16 protein-coding genes and 4 pseudogenes are annotated in these 21,126 nt (G+C 68.3%); 11 read left to right on the top strand and 9 right to left on the bottom strand.

What is annotated here, in order from left to right:
* Positions 1 to 457, bottom strand: a pseudogene (locus ACFXI4_RS33335) (transposase); the annotation flags it as partial.
* A 139-nt stretch (positions 458 to 596) separates the two neighbouring features.
* On the opposite strand from ACFXI4_RS33335, the gene ACFXI4_RS33330 reads away from it, so the two are divergent.
* Together ACFXI4_RS33330 and ACFXI4_RS33325 are read left to right on the top strand one after the other, a co-directional pair.
* On the top strand, positions 597 to 1,334 hold the full coding sequence (locus ACFXI4_RS33330) for a nucleotidyl transferase AbiEii/AbiGii toxin family protein (protein WP_384997921.1): 738 nt from the start codon (positions 597 to 599) through the stop codon (positions 1,332 to 1,334).
* Between the two features lie 347 nt (positions 1,335 to 1,681).
* Positions 1,682 to 1,882, top strand: coding sequence for a hypothetical protein (locus ACFXI4_RS33325; protein ID WP_384997915.1), 201 nt, complete (start codon positions 1,682 to 1,684; stop codon positions 1,880 to 1,882).
* Between the two features lie 182 nt (positions 1,883 to 2,064).
* Here the strand turns inward: ACFXI4_RS33325 and ACFXI4_RS33320 are convergent, their stop codons facing one another.
* A complete protein-coding gene (locus ACFXI4_RS33320; protein WP_384997912.1) occupies positions 2,065 to 2,538 on the bottom strand; it encodes a MarR family winged helix-turn-helix transcriptional regulator in 474 nt (157 codons plus the stop codon).
* Positions 2,539 to 2,606: 68 nt separating this feature from the next.
* On the opposite strand from ACFXI4_RS33320, the gene ACFXI4_RS33315 reads away from it, so the two are divergent.
* On the top strand, positions 2,607 to 3,173 hold the full coding sequence (locus tag ACFXI4_RS33315; protein ID WP_384997909.1) for a YbhB/YbcL family Raf kinase inhibitor-like protein: 567 nt from the start codon (positions 2,607 to 2,609) through the stop codon (positions 3,171 to 3,173).
* Positions 3,174 to 3,237: 64 nt separating this feature from the next.
* Here the strand turns inward: ACFXI4_RS33315 and ACFXI4_RS33310 are convergent.
* Positions 3,238 to 4,403: pseudogene (locus ACFXI4_RS33310) on the bottom strand (IS256 family transposase).
* A gap of 216 nt (positions 4,404 to 4,619) precedes the next feature.
* Entirely contained in the window at positions 4,620 to 5,240 is a 621-nt protein-coding gene (locus ACFXI4_RS33305; protein WP_384997906.1) for a hypothetical protein, read from the bottom strand.
* 679 nt (positions 5,241 to 5,919) lie between these two features.
* On the opposite strand from ACFXI4_RS33305, the gene ACFXI4_RS33300 reads away from it, so the two are divergent.
* From ACFXI4_RS33300 to ACFXI4_RS33290, 3 genes are all read left to right on the top strand, one after another.
* The gene (locus ACFXI4_RS33300; protein ID WP_384997903.1) at positions 5,920 to 6,522 is read left to right on the top strand and encodes a DJ-1/PfpI family protein; all 603 of its coding nucleotides are present in this window, start codon (positions 5,920 to 5,922) and stop codon (positions 6,520 to 6,522) included.
* 264 nt (positions 6,523 to 6,786) lie between these two features.
* Complete coding sequence (locus ACFXI4_RS33295) at positions 6,787 to 7,050, top strand: hypothetical protein (protein WP_384997918.1); 264 nt, start codon at positions 6,787 to 6,789, stop codon at positions 7,048 to 7,050.
* Between the two features lie 9 nt (positions 7,051 to 7,059).
* Positions 7,060 to 7,500: a hypothetical protein gene (locus ACFXI4_RS33290; RefSeq protein ID WP_384997900.1), complete on the top strand. Its 441-nt coding sequence runs from the start codon at positions 7,060 to 7,062 to the stop codon at positions 7,498 to 7,500.
* A gap of 286 nt (positions 7,501 to 7,786) precedes the next feature.
* Here ACFXI4_RS33290 and ACFXI4_RS33285 read toward each other — a convergent pair whose 3' ends face one another.
* On the bottom strand, positions 7,787 to 10,261 hold the full coding sequence (locus tag ACFXI4_RS33285) for a Helicase associated domain protein (RefSeq protein ID WP_384997897.1): 2,475 nt from the start codon (positions 10,259 to 10,261) through the stop codon (positions 7,787 to 7,789).
* Positions 10,262 to 10,843: 582 nt separating this feature from the next.
* On the opposite strand from ACFXI4_RS33285, the gene ACFXI4_RS33280 reads away from it, so the two are divergent.
* Together ACFXI4_RS33280 and ACFXI4_RS33275 are read left to right on the top strand one after the other, a co-directional pair.
* Entirely contained in the window at positions 10,844 to 12,436 is a 1,593-nt protein-coding gene (locus ACFXI4_RS33280; RefSeq protein WP_384997894.1) for a helix-turn-helix domain-containing protein, read from the top strand.
* Position 12,437: 1 nt separating this feature from the next.
* Positions 12,438 to 13,013, top strand: coding sequence for a transcriptional regulator (locus ACFXI4_RS33275; RefSeq protein ID WP_384997892.1), 576 nt, complete (start codon positions 12,438 to 12,440; stop codon positions 13,011 to 13,013).
* A 55-nt stretch (positions 13,014 to 13,068) separates the two neighbouring features.
* Here the strand turns inward: ACFXI4_RS33275 and ACFXI4_RS33270 are convergent, their stop codons facing one another.
* On the bottom strand, positions 13,069 to 13,551 hold the full coding sequence (locus ACFXI4_RS33270) for a hypothetical protein (RefSeq protein ID WP_384997891.1): 483 nt from the start codon (positions 13,549 to 13,551) through the stop codon (positions 13,069 to 13,071).
* 77 nt (positions 13,552 to 13,628) lie between these two features.
* Here ACFXI4_RS33270 and ACFXI4_RS33265 point away from each other — a divergent pair.
* Together ACFXI4_RS33265 and ACFXI4_RS33260 are read left to right on the top strand one after the other, a co-directional pair.
* Positions 13,629 to 14,168, top strand: a pseudogene (locus tag ACFXI4_RS33265) (transposase family protein); the annotation flags it as partial.
* Between the two features lie 263 nt (positions 14,169 to 14,431).
* Positions 14,432 to 15,070: an HAD family hydrolase gene (locus ACFXI4_RS33260; protein ID WP_384997889.1), complete on the top strand. Its 639-nt coding sequence runs from the start codon at positions 14,432 to 14,434 to the stop codon at positions 15,068 to 15,070.
* A gap of 52 nt (positions 15,071 to 15,122) precedes the next feature.
* Here the strand turns inward: ACFXI4_RS33260 and istB are convergent, their stop codons facing one another.
* Together istB and ACFXI4_RS33250 are read right to left on the bottom strand one after the other, a co-directional pair.
* On the bottom strand, positions 15,123 to 15,917 hold the full coding sequence (gene istB / locus ACFXI4_RS33255) for an IS21-like element helper ATPase IstB (protein WP_384997887.1): 795 nt from the start codon (positions 15,915 to 15,917) through the stop codon (positions 15,123 to 15,125).
* Positions 15,914 to 16,738 carry a hypothetical protein gene (locus ACFXI4_RS33250; RefSeq protein ID WP_384997885.1) on the bottom strand — a complete coding sequence of 275 codons (825 nt, stop codon included), beginning with the start codon at positions 16,736 to 16,738 and terminating at the stop codon, positions 15,914 to 15,916. Before ACFXI4_RS33250 ends, istB begins: the two co-directional genes overlap by 4 nt.
* A gap of 157 nt (positions 16,739 to 16,895) precedes the next feature.
* Between ACFXI4_RS33250 and ACFXI4_RS33245 the strand changes: the two are divergent.
* Positions 16,896 to 17,111, top strand: a pseudogene (locus tag ACFXI4_RS33245) (DEAD/DEAH box helicase family protein); the annotation flags it as partial.
* Between the two features lie 97 nt (positions 17,112 to 17,208).
* On the opposite strand, the gene ACFXI4_RS33240 reads toward ACFXI4_RS33245, so the two are convergent.
* Positions 17,209 to 20,547, bottom strand: a complete 3,339-nt coding sequence (locus tag ACFXI4_RS33240) for an FG-GAP-like repeat-containing protein (RefSeq protein WP_384997883.1) — start codon at positions 20,545 to 20,547, stop codon at positions 17,209 to 17,211.
* Positions 20,548 to 21,126 lie beyond the last annotated feature (579 nt).

Raw genomic sequence — 21,126 nt, 5'->3', positions numbered from 1 at the left:
GCGACCACGAGGACGCCGTCGAGATCGACGGTGACCTGAGCGTCGGCGTCCGGCGCATTCTCACCGGCCAACGACCAGACACGGCCACGGACTTCCGAGCGTGCGGACCGGATCGCCTGCAATGCTTTCTCGCCGGAGGCGGCAAGGGCGTCGATCAGGCGGGAGACGGTCGGGTCGGAGGCGACCGGACCGAAGACGGCCGGCTCGGCCCGCAGCACCGCGACATCCGCGAGGCAGTCCCCGCCCAGTGCGACCGCCAGGGCGATGTCCAGGAGGATCTTGCCGGGATCGTGGACGGCCCGCGGCTTGCGCCACGGCGCCAGAGGTGCCGATATGGCCTGGTCAAGACCGGCCTTGCGGGCCGTTTCGACGAGCAGGACCGTCCCGGCCTGGAGACGATCTGGCGGCCGTCGTCCTGGACGCGGACACGGGGATAGGACCCGATAGAGTGCTTCACCTGGGAAGTGCCTCCGGCGGTGGCAGGAACAAGGACCTCGACAATCCTCATTCTTGCTGTTCAGAGGCACTTTCTGCTTTCCTGACCGCCTGCCGGACAGCTCGCTTCGTGAAAGCGCGAGGTTAAGGGCGGCCAGGCCCTGCTGGTTCGCTACCGCGGCGCCGCCCGCCTCAGCCAGGACATCGACCTGCAGAGCACCGATCCCGACCGAACCGCCGACGAGGTCCGCCAGCTGGTGATCGAGGCAGCCTCGCTCGATCTCGGTGACTTCCTGCGCTACACCCCGACCAGGTATGACAACCACAGTGACGAAGGCCGCGGCGGCGCACAGCACTTCAAGGTCTACTGCGGTTCTTCCCAGGTGTCCGACATCAAAGTCGACCTCGTCGTGGGCCGTACGCTCTCCGGCATCCCAGAAACCCGCACGCTCAAGTCGGCCGTGGACATCGAGTGGCCCGTGGACTGGCCCGAGGTACGCCTCTACCCGGTCATCGACCACATTGCCGACAAGATCTGTGCCATGTACGAGCGTCACGGCGAGAACGCTCAGTACGGGTCCATCCGGTACCGCGATCTCGCGGACCTCCTCCTGATCAGCCAGCAGGAAGCTGTTCCTGCGCAGGCCGTCACCTCGGCCTTGCACACCGAGGCGGAACGCCGGCGGCAGAGCGGCACCTCCCTCACGCTTCCCGACGCCTTCGAAGCCCCCGGCCCCGACTGGCACGACGGATACCCCAAGCAGGCCGCACTGGTCGTCGGACTCCGTGGTTGCGCTAGCTACCCGGAAGCCGCACAGGCTGCTGCCGCATTCATCAGCCCCATGCTCGACAGCACCGCCCGGGGCACCTGGAACCCCGAGCGCGGCGCATGGGAGTAGCCGACGTCCGAGCCGGGTGAGGTGACCGGGCCGGACAGGGCTGGCAGGCGCGTTTCAGGTCCCTGTCCGGCGTGGCTGTGTAGGTGAGAACGGGAGGCGTTCGTACCAGGCTTCCGTTCTCACTCTGGGACTCCGACATGTGATCAATGTCGATGAGTGTGGGGGGCGCCAGAGCGGTTGTCGGGCCTGGGCGGAACACGGCTCGCCGGTCGTGGTGATCGTATAGAGATGTATGGAACTGCGCGGGAATCCCTGGCTCTGGGTGGCGTGCACGTTGAGACTGGCTGCTGGCGTTGTCCGAGCGGCGCGCCCACAGCCGAACCTCACTGGTGAATCTAGGAGTTCAGATGCGTCTGCGTAGGCGTGCCGTTGCCGCCGTGTTCGTGGCCACCGCGGCCTTCACCGCCCTCGCCCCCCAGGCCGTGGCGGCCCCCATGCCCTGGGAGACCAGCAAGACCCCCGCGGCCACCACCCAATGCACCGCCTCCCCGGCGGCCAGCGAGAGCGGTACGGTCACCGTGCTGTGCGGTCCTCCCTGCTACCAGTAGGCGGCCGCACGCAGTGCCCGCCCCAGGCCGCCGGCCGACGTGCGGGTGACGCCCGAAGACGCGCACATCGGGTATTCGCGCAAGCGTGCTACTCCCCACCTCGCATCGAAACGACGTCGCGACTCGCGTACATGGCCAGAGCAATTGTCAAGACTTGTGGATCGGTGTGCTGGGAGAGGGGTTCAGGAGTCGGCGATGGCGGCGAACAATGCCGCGGCCCGGGCGATCACCGCGCGGTCTTCGACGTCGAGGGCGTCCAGTCGCGCGTCGAGCCAGGCGTTGCGGCGCGCCTGTGTGGCGCCGCCGAGCCGGTCGCCCTCCTCGGTGACGCTGAACAGCACCTTGCGGCGGTCGTCCGCGTCGCGGGAGCGCACGGCGTAACCAGCCGAGGTCAGGCGGTTCACCGTCTGGCTCATCGAGGCGGGCGAGACCCCGCCGCGCTCGCTCAGGGCAGTCAGCGTCTGCGGTCCGCGCTTGTGCAGATGGACAAGTACGTCCAGGGCGACGTCGCCCAGCTCCCCGTCGGGCCGCTCGCTGCGGAAGCGGCGGAACAGGCTCCAGACGGCGGCGCGCACCTGTCCGCCGAGGTCGTGGTCCGCGGTATCGGCGGCGGACCGCTCGGCCGTGGGGTCGTCGCAGGTTGCACGCTTCTCCATAGCTACTTAGTATACCTAAAGAAGTGCTTCGTATACCTAATCAATGACCGTAAGGAATTGCCCCAGCCATGCTGGCAAACCCCCTAGGTGTCGCACTGCGCAACCGGCGCGCCGGTCACCACACCCTCGCCTGGGCCCATCCGGAGCTCCAGGCCCCGGGCAACCTCACGCTGGCCAGCCCCGCCTTCGCCCACGGCGCCCCCATCCCGGCCCGACACCGCGGCTGCGTGTTCGGCGCGAACATCTCGCCGGCCCTCGCCTGGACCCCGCCCCCGGCGGGCACCGTCGAGCTCGCGCTCATCGTGCAGGACCCCGACGTCCCCTTCGGCAAGCCGGCCACGCACGGGCTCGCGCTCGGCATCGACCCCGCCCTGACCGGCATCGCGGAGAACGCCCTCGCGAACCCCAGCCCCGTGCCCGGCCTCCGGCTCGGCAAGGGCCCGCTCGGGCGCCGTGGCTACGCCGGACCCATGCCTATCCGGTCGCACGGCCCCCATACCTACGTCTTCCAGATCTTCGCTCTGTCCCGGGCCACAGGCCTGCCGGACGGCTTCTCCCTCGACCAGATGCTCACCGCCCTTGCGGGCCATGTCCTCGGGCGAGCACGGCTTGACGGGGCCTACGAAATCTCCTGAGCAACAGTGGCTGCGGACACGGGGATACCAGAGGAATGGTCAATTCCTTTAGGTCATGAGGAATTCAGGCCGCGTGTGCTTCGGGGCGCTCGACGAGGTGTCCGCGTTCAAAGCGGGCTCCGGCGCGGACCAAGGGTACGAGGTGGGCTCCGGTGATCGCGCGCCAGCGGGCCTGGGCGGACTCGACGAGCTTGAACACCATGGCCAGGGCCGCGGCCGGGCTGCCGGCGCCGCGAGTGACCTTGGTCCGCAGCTTGACCGTGGAGAAGGTCGACTCGATCGGGCCTTGGGCCACTTCGTGCCGTGGGTGCGGGCGAACGCCTCGATCGCCTTCTCGGCGTGGGCCCTGTCCTCCGCGTTGTAGATCTCCTGCATCGCCTTGGTCGCCCCCGGTTGTGCGGACTTCGGAAGACAGTTCGTGATGTTCCGGGCTTTGTGGAGCCAGCAGCGCTGGTGCCGAGTGGTGGGGAAGACCTCGACCAGCGCCTTCCACAGGCCCATCGCTCCGTCGCCGATGACCAGCTCCGGGTCGCGCATGCCGCGTCGGCGGCAGTCCCGGAGCAGGTCGGCCCATGACTCGGTGGACTCACGGAGACCCTCGGCCAAGGCGATCAGTTCCTTGGTGCCGTCCAGGCGGACGCCGAGCAGGACCAGGACGCACGAGTGCGCCTGGCCGAGCCGCACGTTCGGGTGGACCCCGTCAGCCCACACGTAGACGAAGTCGCGGTCTGACAGGTCCCGGTCCTGGAAGGCGGCGTGGTCGTCGCTCCACTGCTTCGTCAGGCGCGTCACCGTCGCGGGCGAGAGCCCAGCGGTGCCGCCGAGGAACTGCTCCAGGGCGGGCACGAAGTCCCCGGACGACAGTCCGTGCAGGTAGAGCAGCGGCAAGACCTCCGAGATCTTCGGTGACTTGCGGCACCACGGTGCAAGGATCTTGGAGGAGAACCGCTTGCGCTCGCTGGTGGCCTCGTCCACACGCCGGTCGTTGACGCGCGGCGCTGTGACCTCGACCGGCCCGGCCGCAGTGACGACGGTGCGGGGCCGGTGGTGTCCGTTGCGGACAACCAGGCGCCGTCCGCGCTCGTCGGTCTCGGCAACCAACTCGGCTATGTACTGGTTGACTTCCGCCTCCAGCGCGGCCGCCAACATCCGGCGGGCGCCCTCGCGGACGATCTCGTCGATCAGGGAGCCGGACTCGATACCGCCGTCGGCGTTCACTACGCTCAGCACGGACGTGCCTTCCCGACCCGCGCTGCGAACGCGGGCCTGCTCGGAGACCTTCAAAGGATCATCGGAAAGGTACGCCCTCCGCGTTCCTCCCGGCACAGATCCACAGGTTCCGAGCATTGCTCGTCATACGGCATAGCCCGACACTGCCACGTACAGCAATTCAGGAGTCAGGCTGGCTCTCGCCAGAGGCCCGGGCGGACATTGGGCGAGATGATTTCAGTCAACGTTGCCACATGACGCCGCTTTCCTTACGTCTGGCACAGCATCAATGTTAAAGACCGATTTCCCGTCCTCATCGGGAAAATCGAATTCATCCAGCGAGCGAACGAGATGCCCGTTTCTCAAACGCCACCACTGCATTCCATCACGGTCCGTGAAGGTGAAGCCGTAAAGCTGACTTATCCATACCGTATTTTCAGCAGCTCCTCCATCCGTCCCATCCGTCCCTTCACGATCCCAATGCGTGACGCTTTTCCGCGAGAAGACGAGTTCCGTGCAGGGAGACAGTCGTGACGTATTCAGATACAGATCGGCGCCAATGCTCACATCGGATCCTTTGAAGCTCATTGACCCCTTCAACGCTACGCGCGCCGATGGCACTGGATCCGGAGATCGATTCAAGATATGTAATTCCCAATCGCTTCCGTTTTCGTCGGGGTCTTCAACCCAAGCGGAGACAGTCACCGCCTGGGCGCTTATCTCTCTCCTGCTCTCCTCTTGGGATTGCTGGAGCTGGTCCTTCGCAGTCTGCTGACTCCAGTAGGTCGTGACGGCCTGAGCCCAGAGGCCGCCGATTGCGGCAAGGGCAGCGAGCGCCGTAGCGGTCACCGTGATCATGTGCGACCACCTCGCGTGCTGGACGCGGTTCCAGATTCGCCGTGTTCGGGGCGTTGCCTGGCCCGGCTCCGGGTCCGGCCCAGGGCTTGGCTCGGGCTGCGGAGTCGGCTCCGCGGGCGAGTCGGGCGGCTCTTCACGAGTACGAGCCCACACCCGGGCGGGGGCGGTGCGCCGCCTGGCTAGCCGTAGACGTACGTGCCTCTGCGGCTCCTCTGCCATCTGCCCCCCAGACGTCGCTTCTGGGGGCATAGACGCCAGCACAAGCCATTCGGCTCCAGTCACTCCGGCTACTGGCTGATCGGCGGGGTCACCAGCACTGCGGAAGCTCCTGCTTCACTGAGTGGTGTGCATCGTGAAGTTGCAGGTCACGGGTCTGGTGTGCGCGGTGCACGGGATGCTCGTGCTGGTCGTGGGCGGGTGACTTCAGTGAAGATCATCGGTGCCGAACTGCTGATGGCCGAGCGCGAGGACCTCGACCGCCGCCGGGTCGAACGCCGTATCCGGGCCGTGCAGTTCCCCCGGCGAAGACCCTGAGGTTATCTGGGGTTGGAGTTCAACGGACTGGCGTATGCCCTGGTGGGAACGTTCTGACGCGTCGGTGACGTGCTGGGCGAGGACGGCTTGAGGGCCAGGCGGAAACCTCGTGGCTGCGCGAGATCGAGCCTGCTTGGATCACTGTATGAGCAACGAAGACGTGCGGCAGATCGGGATCCTGTTGTTCCCCGACGTGGAGGAGTTGGATGCGGTCGGCCCCTGGGAGGTCCTGTCCTACTGGACGCGGGTCTTCCCCGAGGACAAGTGGGCGGTGTTCTGCTTCTCTGCCGACGGCAAGCCCGTGACCTGTTCGAAGGGACTCACGGTCGGATCGCACTACTCGATGGACGACATGCCCGCGCTGGACGTCCTGCTGCATCCCGGCGGCCGGGGAACCCGGCCTCAGCTCAACGACAGCCAGCACCTGGAGTGGGTACGACGCCAGCGCCGGTCGGTTCCGCTCATGACGAGCGTGTGCACCGGCTCGCTGGTCTTCGCCGCAGCCGGCCTGCTGACCGGGCGTCCGGCCACCACCCACTGGGGCGCGTTGGAACGGCTCAAGGAACTCGACCCGACCATCGACGTGCGGGCCGACGAGAGATTCGTCGATGACGGTGACATGGTCACCTCCGCGGGGGTCTCGGCCGGCATCGACATGGCTCTCCACCTCGTCGCCCGGCTGTCATCTCCGGAACGCGCGCGTCAGGTGCGCCGCGGTATTCAGTACGATCCGCAACCACCCGTGTGACCTGGCCACCTCGGCGACGATCAGTCGGGCAGGCCGCGCTCGCTGAGCCGCCGTTACAGGCGGAGGAACTCGCCGTGTGCGGCGATCTGTTCGAGTTCCTGGACTTGTTCGCGGTCAGTGGGAGACTTCGCGGTTCGTCAGGACCAGCAGGGCCCTGACCAGGGCGGTCGCCCACGTCGGGTCGGTGCGGACCTTGCCGAGGACCCGCCAGTTCTTCAGGTGGGCGAAGCCGTGCTCGACCGGTGCCCGGACGGCGGCCAGTTTCTGCCCTCAGGTCAGAGGCCGGTTGACGGAGCCGTCCGGGATCAGTTGGAGCCCGCGGCCACCGACGCGGTCCGCGCCTACGCAGCCCCCACCCGCGAGCAGGCCGACCAGCTTGCTGCGGTCCTGGAGGACATCGCCGAGAACGGGCTGCTGGCTCTGTTCACGAGAACCGACAGCAAATGTTCACCAGTTTCGACAGCACGGAGAGGTCCGGAATCTTCGAACGACGGTGGCCTGATGCCACCTGTCATGCCTCGGGCCTAAGGCGTGCCGGTGATCTTCAGAAGGAAGCAGAAGGCCGCGGACCTGGTCGCCGTCATGTCAGAGCTGGAGCAGGCAGTGGCCGCTCGAGACGGTGGCCGCACCGAGCGTGCGTTCAACGCGGCGATGAGTGGTCTGCAGTCGGCGACGGGCACCGAATGCGTGCCGGTGGGCCCCCGGTTGGCCGCGCTACTCCCTGCCTTTCCGCCCACCGGTCCGCGCCCGATGTTGGCGACGATGGCCGGCTTCTGCGTGGAACGCGGTGCCGATCCGGCGGCCTGTGCGGAGCCGGTCCTCGACGGCACCCACCAGGACCTGCTCGATGCTCTGGAGTTCGCTCGCCGCTGGGCCGCCGTCGGCGGTGCCGGGGACGAACTGCCAGAGGCCGACGAGAAGATCATCGACGACGCGCTGATGTCCCGGCTGGGTGAGGCAGACAGCGACACTCCCTGATCTCTGCCCTGGTCTCACGGCATCGGAGCCGCCCCAGAGGGCGTCATTCGCCGGGCTGAGACCGCGGCGGTTCACCGAGTTGATCAGCACACTGCCCCTGTTGTAGAGATCGTGGTTGTGGAGGGGACAGTGTTCCCCGGGCCTCACCTATAGCCCATGAGGACGATCGTTCGGCTGAAGCCTCATGGAGCCTTTCGCCGCGTAGGCGACCCCCCTTCACGACCACGTGTACGACCGTTGCCCGCTCCCGGCTTCCCGGGGCGGGCAACGCTGTGTCTGGCCGCTGCTACCAGCGCATGCCGAGGGTGTGGAGGTCGGCGCGGCGCTGCGGGCTCAACTTCGAGGCGCGGCGGCGGGTGTTGTCGAGGAACGCCCCCAACTTGATCTCCTCGCCGTCCACGATCTCTACGGCCTTGCGGGGTACCTGGAGATGCCCCTCCCGTACGTGGAACTGCCGTGCGGCCGCGAGGTTGGCGTTCCATCGAGCATCCTGCGTGCGGGGCGCGCCCGGCACCGGCTCACCCTCCACTGCGGGTTGGATGCCGATCGCCTCCAAGAGGTACCGCTGCGCCGGCATCAGCCGCTCCCAGCCAGTCCGCTGGCCAGCCATCCACACGCCCAGGTCTTCGCCCTGGACGATCAGTTCACCGGGCCCGGCCGGGAGTGCGCCTCCGGCCTTCACGTGGGCGAGGGTGAGCCGGTAGCTGCGCTGCCATCCGATCTCCCATGCCGGGCACCAGCCAGGATCCACATCAGCCAAAGCCTCCAGACGGCCCTCTGACAGCTCCCCCGCGTACGGGACCGATTCCCCAACCTGACGTCGTTCGGCGTTCTCAGCCGTCTTGCGGGCCGCTGCGCGGGCGTTCTTGACCCAGACGCCGATGGGGAAGTTGTCGCCGCCCCACACGGCCCCGGTGGGCGGGAGGAGATGCCCGTGTGCTGCGGCGTAGGAGCGGGCGACGGCGAGGCCGGCCTCCCATGCGGACGCCTGTACCGACCACACCATCCCCAGCGCCTCCAGTTGCTTCACGCGGGCCGCTTCCAGGGTCCCGGCCGCGTAGTAGCGGCGCTGATCGGCTACCCACACCCCCAGCGGATGGCCGCCGACCGCGCCCCAGTCCTCCGGCGTGACGTACGTGTACGGGACGCGCAGCTCGGTGTTGCCGGTCTCGCGCAGCCAACGGGTGGCGGCTTCGATCCCGCGCAGCCAGTACGCAGCTTCGGGGTCGATGACCCGCAGCCGGACGAACTGCGCGAGGGCGGCTGGGTCGCGTTCCTCGCTGAACCTGAGCACACCGGCCGCCGCCGTACCGACCCGGTCGACGACGTCCTCCTCCTGGCCGTCGTCGCCGTCCCGCTCCAACTCGCCGTCCTCAGCGGCCGGACGGGCGTTGCGGACACGAGGGTCGGCGAGTGCCTCGATCGTGTCCGTGTCGTATGCCCGCAGGGCACCGAGGATCTTTGCGAGGGTGCCGTAGGCGTCCGAGGTGAGCAGTTCGTTCGCATCCTCGCCTTCCCCGAGGAATACCGGAACGATCAGCGTGGCCAGCTTGCCCACGCCGGGCCGCATGCGCAGAGCACGCCCGACCATCTGCACGATGTCCACCATGGAGCCGCGGGCATCCGCGAAGAGCACGGCGTCGCATTCGGCGGTGTCGACGCCTTCTCCCAGCACCCGCACCGATGACAGCACCCGCAGCTCGGCGCGCACGTCCGCACCATCCGGGCCCGGGTCGGTGAGGTAGTCGGAGGCGAACTCCTCGAGGACGTGGCGGCGGTGGGCGGGGGCGTGCTCGCCGTACAGCCACTGCGCCCACACCTGCTCGGCCGGCGGGAAGGTGCCGGGGTCGTCCTCGGCGAGACGGCCTGCCGTCACCGGCACGGCGGCCGCCATCGCCTCGCCGACCCGGCTGTGGAAGGACAGCACCCGCCGGAAGCGCTCCTCAACCGCAGCCCGCATCAGCCCGGTCTGCACGGCCGCCAGCCGCGCTCCGCGTACCGCGTCGGATCCGGTCGCCTCGGTGGTGAGAGTGGCGTAGAGGCCGGGGTCGCGGATGTCCAGGCACAGCACCTGATACGGCGCCACCAAACCGAGCCGGATCGCCTCGGACAGCTTCAGCTTGTACGCCACCGGCCCGAACAGCGGCGAGTCCTCGTCCATGGACGCCACCAGCCGCGGCCGGTCACCGTCGGCCTCCCACACGCGCGCCGTGGCGGTCATGTACAGCCGCCGGACGGCGGGCACTTGGGTCTGGTCGTGGACGGCCGCCCACGGCTTCAGCCCGTCACCGCTGACCCGGTGGGCCTCGTCCACCACCACCAGGCTCCACACCGGCAGGCCCGCGACGTGCGCGCGCTGGAGGGTGCCCATGCCGACCGACGCGTACGTCGCGAACACCGTCACGGTCTCGTCGCCGGCGGTCCACGCGATCAGTTCGTCCGGGTCCGTCGTGCACGGCACCCCCTGGCTGTCCGCGCCCCGCAGCGAGCACACCCCGATCATCGCCCCACGCCGCCCGCCCTCCCGCCACGCGCTCGCCATCTGCAACAGCAGGTCCAGGGTGGGCACCAGGACCAGTACCCGGCGTGCGGACAGGCGGCTCGCCGCTGCCACGCCGATCAGGGTCTTTCCGGAACCGGTGGCGGCGATGACCTGCGTGCGCAGACCCTCGGGGGGAATGCCTTGGCCGGGCTGTTCGGACAGGTGATGGAGGACCGCGTCGACGGCCTCGACTTGATGCGGGCGCAGCGTGACGGTCACGACAGGGGGTCCTCCGGGTCCGGTGAGCTCTGGTGACTCATGGGTGGCAGGGCGGCCGTGCGCCGGGAAGTGGCCGGCCGTCCTTGTGCGCGCCAGGCGGGTGCAGCGGGGTTCTCGGTGTCGGTGGACGTCGTGAAGCGCCCGCCCTCGCTCCTGCGGGCCCCGTGCCGGCCGCGCCCGGGGCGTGCCAGGTGCGCCGCGCGGACCTGCGCTGCCCGATACAGTGACTGGCCGCTGCGCCCGGGCTCCCGTCCCACCGCTGCGATGCCCCACCGCGACAGCTGCCTGCGGGCCGAACCGGTCGCCGATCCCCCCGTGAACCCCAGGTACTCGGCCACCACGGAGACGGTCCACAGCTCCTCCGCCGCGGGCGCGGAGAGAGCGGGGGGAGGGTCCGTGGCCATCGGTACGCGCCCTTCGGCAAGCTGGAGAAGATGTCTTGCAGACACCATAATGCCTCACTGTAAGTTATTATGGCGATGGTTCCGGAACAGCCACCGGACTTTCCCCGCCGCCTGCTGCCGGACAGGATGCAGAGCGGCTCGCGCAGCGCCACACGGACGGTCAAGGAAGGAAGTCCCGATGGACCGGGACACGAACACCAGCGGCCGCGCCGCCATCGACGCGCTGCTCGCCGGTGTGCGGGACGAAGTCCCGCTGCCGCGCCCGGATGTCCGCCGCCAACTGCGCGAGGGCGTGGGCCTGTCGAAGGCTCAGGTGGCTCGGGCGGTCGGGGTGAGTGCGTCGACGCTCAGCGGCTGGGAAGCCGGCCGCGAGCCCGCCGGGGAGCCCCGCGAGCGCTACGCGTACTTCCTGGAGCAGGCACAGGCCAAGCTCGACGCCCGTACGACCACCGCCGGTCCGTCTGCTGCCGACAGCTCCAGTTCGGCGGAGACAGCCGCGGCCACCCCCGAAAGCGGCGGCCAGGCCCCCGGTGACGACAGCGACGACGGCGACGTGCTCGCCGTGCCCCAGCCGTGCGTGCTGTGCGGGCAGCCGGCCCGCCACCAGGTCGCCGGGTTCCCCCAGCACCTGGACCCCACCGAGTGCACCACCGCACCTGCGGCCCCGCAGCCGGCACCCCCTCCCGCGCCGACCCCGGTTTCCGGCCTGGTACAGAGCGGCCGGACCGGCGGGGAGCGGCAGTCCCCCCGCAGCCGGCAGGGTGTGAAGGTCGTAGCGGTCGGCCGCCGGGTGAAGCCCGCTGACGCCCCGGACCCGCTCGCCGAGCGGATCTCCTCGGCGGTTGCGGCCGCGCTGACCGAGCAGGGCGGGGATGTCGCGGCGGCGACGGCGGTGCTGGTGAAGCGGGCGATCCCGGACGCGATGGCCCTGCTGGACCAGTCCCGCACGGGCGGCCGCTATGACGTCGTTGCGCATCCGTGGCTGCCGGACGTGCTGCGCAAGCAGACCGCCCGCGGCGCCGACCAGGTGTGGGAAGCACGCCCGAAGTGGACCCGGCCGGAACTCCCGGCCGGGCAGCACGAGGTGACCGCGCTGGACATCAACGGCGCCTACCTGTCCGCGCTCAAGACCCACCTGCCGCTCGGGCAGCTGGAGCACACCGAGGGCGGCCAGCACGACCGACGCCGCGCCGGCATCCACCTGATCACCCCGCCCGACTGGGACCACGACGCCCACCTCCCGAACCCGATCGGCCAGCGCGACGAACCGGGCCCGCTGTGGGTGACCGAGCCAACCCTGCGCCTGCTCCTGCGAGTCTCCGGCCCGAAGTACGGACTGTGCGACCCGCCCGTCATCCACGAGTCGTGGACGTCGGGAGCCACGGAGGGCTTGCTGGAGAAGTTCCGGATCACGCTCAAAGACGCCCGGGACCGGGCGATCGCCGACGGCGACGAGGTGACGCTGGAGTACGTCAAGGCGATGTACTCGAAGTTCGTGTCGACCATGGGGGAGTCGAACTACAACCGGGAGCTGTACCGCACCGACTGGATGCACCTCATCCGCTCGCAGGCGTTCGCGAACCTGTGGTGGAAGGCCCACCGCGCCTACGACGAGGGTCTGATGGTGGTGCGGGCGATGGGCACCGACGAGCTGCACGTGGCCGGGGACTGGCGCGCTATCTTTCCCGAAGGGCGCGGTGTGACCGAGGTGAAGGTGAAGGACGTCTACACCGTCGGCAGCGCCGACCCCACGACTCCGGAAGAGGCCTGACATGCCCGAGCGTAACCTCGACTTCGGCAAGTTCGGCGCGCGCGGCATCAAGGGCCACGAAGCCGTCGCCCGCCAGCTCGACACCCTCGCCGGGTACATCGCCACCCCGATCACCGCCCGGCGAGGCCTGCTCGCCCGCCTGCACTACCTCACCCGCTCCGACCACGCCCGTACGGCCGCCCGCGAGGCCGGCCTGACCGCCACGCCCCGCACCATCCGGGCCTGGCTCGCCGGCACCCGCTCACCCTCCCGCGCGAACCTCGCCGCGATCGAGCAGGCCTACCGCACCGTGCGGCGCGAGAACGTCGCCCGCTACCTCCTCGCCCGCCTCAACCGCGACGGCCGCGGCACCCGCGTGGAGTTCCACCCGCTCAACCAGTCCCAGGTCACCCGACCCCAACAGCGGGCGGTGGAATTCCGCACGCTGAACGTCCGGCGCTGGGACCGGATCGTCGCCGCATGGGCCGCCGACGATGACGACGCCCTCGACCACGCATGGGTCGATGACGCGGTGGTCGACCTCGGCTCCCAGTGGGGCCAGTACGAATACGTCACCAACATCGGATTCGCCGCCTAAGCGCTGTCCCGTAAGTGGGCGGCGTGAGCAACAGCCCCAGGGTGACGGCACCGTCTCACATGGCTGATCCCTGAAGGGCTTCTTGCCACTCGTTCATTACGTCGCGGGACTCGTCCAGTGCGGGATCGCGGCTTCCGCCAGGTGCGTAGGCAGGGGACCGGTCTGCGCGGAGCGGCACGTGGGCGCAGTACCAGGCCCGCTTGGCGCCTGCCTGCTCCGCGTCCGTGCCGGTCCGTAGATAGTCGAGCAGTGTGGTCATGACTCGGCGGCGCCCGAAGGCGTAGACCGCGGGTTCGACGAACCAGCGGCAGAAGCTGGGGTCTGGGTCGTAGACGGCTGCGGCCAGCAACGGGGCGAAGAACTCCTCGGGGAGGTGGGCTCGTTCGAGCAGCGGCTTGCGGACCGCATGGGCCAGGTGCCGCGCGCGGCGTGCGTCCGGCACGTCGGCCGCATCCCCGAGGTCCATCAGCCGTGCCACCTCGGTGACACATGACAGGAAGGAGCGCGCGGCGGGTTTGGTGTGCTCTTCGTCGGCCATGGCGGCATTTTGGACCGGCTCGGGCCGAGAAGACATGGGGGCGGTGGCTGCTTCTCGCCGAGTGAAACGATCATGTGGTGGCTGGTGTGATCACGGCGTCAGTGCCGTCCTGGATAGAGCCGTTCACTGGACTGAGCTCGCGCTGCTTCGGCAAGTTGGTTGCCTCGGTGCGACGCGAGCAAGCCTTGGATCAGCAGCGCGGCCGGCCCTGGAGTCTGCCGCTGGAGGACCGTGTCCTGCTGGTGACGACGTACTGGCGCACGAACTTGACGATGCGACAGCTTGCTCTGCTGTTCGGGATCTCCAAGTCGGCCGCTGACCGGATCATCGACCACATCGGCCCGTTGCTGGCGCTTCAACAGCGGAAGCGGTTCCGCAAAGGCACCGTGCTCATCGTCGACGGCACCCTGGTGCCCACCCGTGACCACTCGGTGGCCGAGCAGTCGAAGAACTATCGCTATTCCACTGCGCACCAGGTCGTCATCGACGCTGACACCCGGCTGGTCGTCGTGGTCGGACGCCCCTTGCCGGGAAACCGGCACGACGCTCGCGGCTGGGAGGAATCCGGGGCCAAGGAGGCTGTCGGCACCACGACGACCATCGCCGACGGCGGCTACCAGTGGCTTCGATCACTTCTTGCGGCAGCGTTTGTTGACGAGTTCTGACGTCATCGTCCGGCCGAGGACTCTGCGGTTCGTCACGAGTTTTGAAGGCGCCTGCCGATGCAGCCGAGTCGTGTCGGCGGCTCGCAACAGGGCTGCCACAAGGTTTCAAGATCGCTTGACCTTGCCCCAGAGGGAAGGGCGACAGTGTCTCCGTAGATCACACGAGCGAGCGGTGTGCGCTCGCCAGCCGGGCTGGACGAAGAGGGGGAGTTCGAGTGACGGCGACCTGCGTCATTCTCGATATCGGTGGCGTGCTGGAGATCACGCCGGAAACGGGGTGTGTGCAGCGGTGGGAAGAGCGGCTGAGGTTGCCGTTCGGCACTGTGCATGGGCGGATGCGCGACGTGTGGCAAGCCGGGAGCGTCGGGAGTATCAGTGAACGAGAGGTTCACGAGCAGGTGGCAGCACGCTTGGGGCTCGACGCGCCCCAGGTTGAAGCCTTCATGGCTGATCTCTGGGCGGAGTACCTGGGAACGCCTAACGAGGAGCTCATCGCTTACGTGCGTGGGCTGCGAGGAAGCTGCAGGCTGGGCATCCTGAGCAACAGCTTCGTCGGTGCCCGGGAACGGGAGACCGCGCTGTATCACTTCGACGAACTGGTCGAGCAGATCGTGTACTCGCACGAGATCGGCATCGAGAAGCCGGACCCGCGTGCCTTCGAGACCGTATGCGCCAGCCTGGAGGTGCGGCCGGAGAGCTGTCTGTTCATCGACGATCTCGCAGTAAATGTTGAGGCTGCTCAGGCGGCGGGCATGCAGGCGCATCTGTTCGAGGACAATGCCCGGACGATTACGCGCATCGCAGCTCATCTGGACGCTGGTCCCCGGGTTGGAGGGCCTGTCCCGCTCGGATGATGTCGGCCTGGCCGGCCTTCAGCGGTTGCCGGCCAGGCGGTGGAGCGGTTGATCAGCCCGCTTCTGCGTGTTCGGCACGGGCTCGGGTGCTGGCGAGGCGGTAGGAGTCGGTTCCGGTCTCGATGATGGTGCCGTTGAAGGTGAGCCGGTCGACGATGGCGGCGCAGAGACGGGGGTCGGTGAAGGTCTTCGTCCAGCTGCCGAACGACTCGTTTGAGGCGATGGCGACGCTGTTCTTCTCCTCCCGCTCGGTCAGAACCTGGAACAGCAGCTCGGCGCCGTGCCGGTCCAGTTCCATGTATCCGAGCTCGTCGATGCACAAAAGGTCGACGCGGCCGTAGCGGGCGATGGTCTTGTTCAACTGCTTCTCGTCGGCGGCTTCAACCAGCTCGTTCACCAGCTTGGTGGCGAGGGTGTAGCGGACGCGGTAGCCCTTCATGGCGGCCTCGGTGCCCAGGGCGATGAGCATGTGGGACTTGCCGGTGCCGGAGTCGCCGATCAGGCAGAGCGGCTGGCTCTTCTTGATCCACTCGCAGCTGGCGAGGGTGTTGATGGTGGCCGCGTCGGTGTTGGGGTTGGCGTCGAAGTCGAAGGTCCGTAGTGACTTCTCCCTTGGGAACCCGGCTGCCTTGATCCGCCGTTCCGAGCGTCGGCGGGCCCGGTCGTCGCACTCCGCCATCAGCAGCTCGGCGAGGAAGCCGCGGTAGGTCATCTGGTCCTTGGCGGCCCGGTCGGCGATGTCGGCGAACTCGTTGCGGATCGACGGCAGCCGCAGCAGACGGCAGGCGGTGTCGATGGCGGTGGTGGCGGCTTGCTCGGTCAGTCCTCGCTGGCGGGGCAGGGTCACTGTGCTTCTCCCTCTCGGTGGTCACCGCCGCTGGCGCGACGTCGGAGCAACTGGTCGTAGGGCGTCACCGAGGGCAGTGGCCTGGTGTCCGGCGGCAGGTGGTTCAGCTTCCACTCGTGCAGGAACGTCACGGTCGCCGGCGGCTGCCCGGTGGCCAGCGCAGACGAGGTGGCTGGAGCGGTTTCATCCTCGGTCTGGGCGGCTTTGCGGGCCTCCAGGGCGACCGCGTCCGCGGTCAGGGCCCCGGCCCGCAACGCGGTCGCCAGACCGGCGACCAGGTACTCGTGCGGGATGTGCCGGGCCATCAGGAGCACCTCGATCAAGGCCCGGGTGCCCTCGGTGTCGCCGTGTGCCTTGACCGCTGCGGCCCACCAGGCGTCATGGACAGGAGTGAACTTGCCGGCGGAGCGGGCCTGCTCGAGTGCCGTCGCGCCGGGGAAGGCGCCTGGCTTGCGGATCAGGGCTTCGAGGTAGTGGTCCAGTTCCAGGCGGCAGCTGCCCTTGGCGATCAGCCGCTCATGGCGGGCCACTTCCACATTCTTGTCGTAAACTACCAGGTGAGAGGCGTGCAGCATCACCCTGACCCGTTTGCCGATCAGCCTCACCGGCACTGAGTAGCGGTTGGTGCGGACCGCGATCTGGCTGTAGCGGTCGACGCGAGGCGTGAACACCCGCCCGGTCTCGAACGGCTCCTCGGGCAGCGGCATCAGCAGCGGCCTCTCGACCTCGAAGTACTCGTCGATCGTTCGCGGCCGGGACCCGATCCGGCGCCGGCCGTCGTGCTGGTCCCACTGCTCGACCAGCTCGTTCAGCTCCGACAACGAGGCGACCTCGGGCACTGGGGTGAAGGGGTTGCGCCGGAAATAGCCGATCTGCCCTTCGACCCCGCCCTTCTCGTGAGCGCCGTCGATGCCGGGCCGGCAGTAGAAGCTCTCGATCCCGAAGTGCGATTTGAAGGCGATCCAGAATGGATCCGGAATGACGCGTATGACCCTTCGCCCGCACCAGGTGGAAGCCGTGGACGCGGTGCTGCGCCACCTCTCCGAGCAGCCCGGCCAGGGCATCCCGCCCGAGGGTCTCCGTACCCAGGTGATCGCTGCCACCGGGTCGGGGAAGACCCTGATCGGGGTGGAGTCGGCGAACCGCCTGTCCGCGCGCCGGGTCCTGATCCTGGTGCCGACCCTGGACCTGCTCTGAGCTTCCCCCGAGATGCGGGGTGTGTTGACAGAGGGGCAGATGGGACTCATGAGAGGAACATCGACTATGGCTGCCCCCGGTGTCGTGTTGGCGGTCAGCCGATGGTGAGTTTGCCGCTCCAGCCGTTGCTGACGACGGTGGTGTAGGTGCCGACGGTGGTGGTGCCGCCGCTGTACATCCGTACGGAGCCGTCGTTCATGACAGCCCACATGTCGGGGATGCCGTCGTGGTTGGCGTCGGGTGTGCCGAGGAGGAGCCGGACGGTGGCGGTGGTCCAGCCTGAGGCGGCGTAGGTGTTGTCTTTGCCGTTGAGTGAGTTTCCGGCAGTACCGAGGGAGTCGAGTACGGTGCCGCCTCCGGGCTTGGGCTTGCCGTAGCGCAGGGTGAGTTGTCCGGTGGACAGGGTGCGGAAGACCAGGTCGACGGTGCCGTCGTTGTTGTGGTCGCCGACGGATACGAGGTCACGGTCGGGCCAGGCGGTGCCGCCGTTTTCCAGGACGGTGCTGCTGAAGGCTCCTCCGGTGTAGCCGAGGAAGGCCCAGAAGTGGTTGCCTTCGGTGGCGAGCAGGTCGGGGCGGCCGTCGCCGTCGATGTCTCCGGCGGCGAGGATCTGGTCGAGGCTGGCGGGGTCGGGTGCGTCGGCGGGGAGCAGGATCTGGGTGCGCTGGCTGACGTCGAAGCTGCCGTATCCGTCGCCGGGGTAGACGTACAGCTTGCCGTCGGGCATGCGCGCGACCATGTCCTGGAGGCCGTCGCCGGGCAGGAAGTCGCCGTTGTGGGTGAGCAGGGCGCCGGTCCAGTAGTCGTCGGAGTAGCCGGTGTTGGTTTCGATGAGGCCCTTCTGGTCGTAGGCGGCACGGTTGTAGGCGTAGAGGTCGCCGATGCTGCCGGCGGGGTAGACCCGCAGGTCCTTGAACTGGTCGACGACGATGACGTCGGGCATGGCGTCGCCGGTCAGGTCGCCGGGGCCGTCGGCGTGGTCGCGGGGTGTGACGTAGAAGAGGTACTTGATCGGGCTTGAGGGGTTGCCGGCGGAGTCGAGGGCGCGTGCGTAGAGGACGTTGGGGCCGGCGTGGTGGGGTTTGAGGGAGACGGTGACGCTGCCGCCGGCGGTGGTGGGGCTCTTGGTGCCGCCGAAGCTGGTGGAGTCGAAGGAGAACTCGTACCTGGTGGTGTCGGCGGTTCCGTTGGCGCTGAGGGTGAAGTCCCCGGCGGTGCCGTAGGTGACGGTGCTCCAGAGGGCGCCGGTGCCGTCGTCCTCGGGGAACTGGGTGGAGGTGACCTTGGGGGAGTTGGGTTTGGTGGCGTCGTAGACGAATCCGCAGTTGTCGCTGCCGTCCGGGGCGTAGGTGGAGGCGGCGCCGGTGGAGTCGATGGCGCGCACCCGCCACCAGTACGTCTTGCCGTTGGCGAACTTGCTCGCCGTGGCGGTGACGCTGGCGTGCCCGTTGGCGTCGACAGTGTGGTTGCCGTCGAGGATCTTGCTGCTGCTGCCGTCCTGCCAGACCTCGAAGTCGAGGTACCGCAGGTCACCGTCCGGGTCGCTGGCGGTGGCCGCGAAGGTCAGGTCCGACTTGCCGACCGAGGATTCCCCGCTGGTGTCGCAGCCGGGACCGGGGCTCATGGACAGGTGGGTGGGTTCCTTGGGCTTCCGGTTGTAGGTGATCTTCAGGTAGGGGGAGTTGCTGCTGCTGGCCTCGAACTTCTTCCACGGGTCGGGGTGGCTCTCGTCGGCTGCCTGCAGGCCCAGGGTGACATAGCCCCAGCCATTGTCGGCGGCGTCCTGGCCGAGAGAGGTGGCGGTGAACTTCACCCAGTCGTCGGCGCAGCCGCTGTTGTAGCCGTTGGCAACGGTCTGGGCGTCGATCTGGTCGATCCAGGAGGGCTGGTTGTTCCAGGTCGTGGCGGAGCTGATGCTGCTGGTGTGCCACAGCTGGACGCTGCGGGGGGAGCAGGACCAGGAGTATGTCTCCAAGCCGTAGAAGTAGGCCGAGGAGACATTGGCGCCGCGCAGCGCGCTGGAGAGGGAGAGCTGGAAGAAGGAGCGGGACAGTCCAGCGGTGGTGGACTCGTAGCCGACACGGGCCGTGTCGGTGCCATCGTTGAAGTTGGTGCCGTTCCAGAAACTGGAGCTGGGGTGCGGCTGGTAGGCGGTGGTCCAGTTGTTGGTGTGGCCGCTGAACGAGGGGTCGATGAACACCGGGTACACGGTGGAGTCAGCGGTCAGCAGTCTCGTGTCCGGCTTGACGGTGAGAGTGCCGCTGCCGGTGAGGGTGACGTCGGCCACCGCGTCGTGGGTGCCGGGCTGAGGGCCTGCCAGACCGTCCAGGGCGAGCACGGATGCGGTGTCGTCCGCGGAGGTGAGGGATGCGGGCTGCACGAGAGCTGAGGTGCTGCCCGCCTTGTACGAGGCGGGGCTGGCGTCGTCTTCTTCTGGTTCTTCCGGCGCGGCGGTGTCACTGTTCCAGTCGGGCTGGCCGGACGGGGTGCCGGAGTCCTCCGGTTCTTCCGAAGGATCCACGTCGGGGCCCGCCTCGGGGGCCGGCGACTCCGACGGACGCGGCGGCTCAGGGTCGTCGCCTTGAGTGACGGCGGGTTTGCCGGCGGAGTCCCACATGTAGGGAGTGGGGGAGGCCGCGACCTCCTGGCCCTCTGCGTCCTTGGCGTGGATGACGTGGGTGACCGGGTCCAGGGTGAACGTCAGGTCGGGGGAGGCCAGACCGTAGGACAGGGCGGCGAGTTCGGGGTTGGCGGCGGCCTCGGCGTTCTTCACGATCAGCACGTGGGAGAACCCGGAGTCACGGGCGGTCAGCAGCAGGTCCACGCCGGGCAGGACGTCCTGGTAGAGGGCGCGGTCGTTGTTGATGACCGGGGCGGGCAGGGAGCCGGGCCATGTCAGGGTGAGCTGGTGCCCGCCGGTGCTGAGGGTGGCCAGATCGGTTGAGGCCGAGTCCTGGGCAGCGGTGAAGGCAGCCGGCCGGACGGCGGTCCGGTTCTCGGAACGGCTGACCCGCTTGCCGCGGCTGCCGGCAGAGAACACGACAGGAGTGTTGACGGCGTTGGGAACCCACCCACCGTGCGCGGTGCGGTGCAGGTGCGTGTCGATGGACCGCCACACCCCGCCGGCCTTCGCACGGAACGGCACGGCGCGGCTCTCCAGTTCGAAACTGCCGTCGGGGCGCGCGTACGTGGTGCTGCTCGCGTCCCGCAGCGCCGTGACCTCCACAGACCGTCCTGTGGAGCGGGCCTTGTCGAGGGCGGTGGTCTCGTCCAGCAGCTTTGGAGCCCCGGTCCGCGCGGCGCCGGCCCGGCCGGTGTCAGTGTGGTGCAGGACCGGCAGCTGGCTCAGACCGAGTCCTGCGGCCACGGCGGCTGCCACCACCAGAGCGGCCCGCCGCCTACGGCCGGGCAGGCGGAGCCATTGTCTGTCCACGAATACGTCTTCCCTCCCCGGAAACCGGCCCCGACCACGGCCGTCCACCGTCACAGGTGGACGGAAGACGGAGATAATGTCGCCCCTCATTGGGCCGGAATTAACCCTCAGTTAACCTGTGCTGGCCATTCGGCGCCGTCGGGTTTTCCGCACGGACATGAATGCGCCAGCAGATCATGCCTCACAGATACGTCGCGCACCAGCACGGATTTGAATTCATGCGGCGCCGAGTGCGTACAGACGGAAGGCGCTCCGTGCGTGAGTGCGCCGTGAAGGTGGCGTCCAGGACGTCTCGAGGTTCTCTCGGGATGCTAGGGCGTCTGTGCAGGTCGGACTCGCGAGGTGGGCTTGATCGCCTCTGACGCTCATCTTCACGTATGTGTTGATGTGGTGTGCATGAGCATTTTGCCCGTTGCGATATCGCGAAGATCGAAAAGCCTTTATTTGCCCACTCCTCCGAGTGTGACAGGCGCCACATATCTTTGCCTTTTGTTTGACGACCAGAGTTTTCCGGCAGAGGATCCGTCGGTATTTCTTATCGACTTGCGGGTGGGATGCGCGGGCTGATTCGCGTATTAC

The sequence above is a fragment of the Streptomyces sp. NPDC059224 genome (assembly GCF_042754285.1).
Lineage (GTDB): Bacteria > Actinomycetota > Actinomycetes > Streptomycetales > Streptomycetaceae > Streptomyces.
This window is presented reverse-complemented; position numbering and strand designations above follow the sequence as displayed.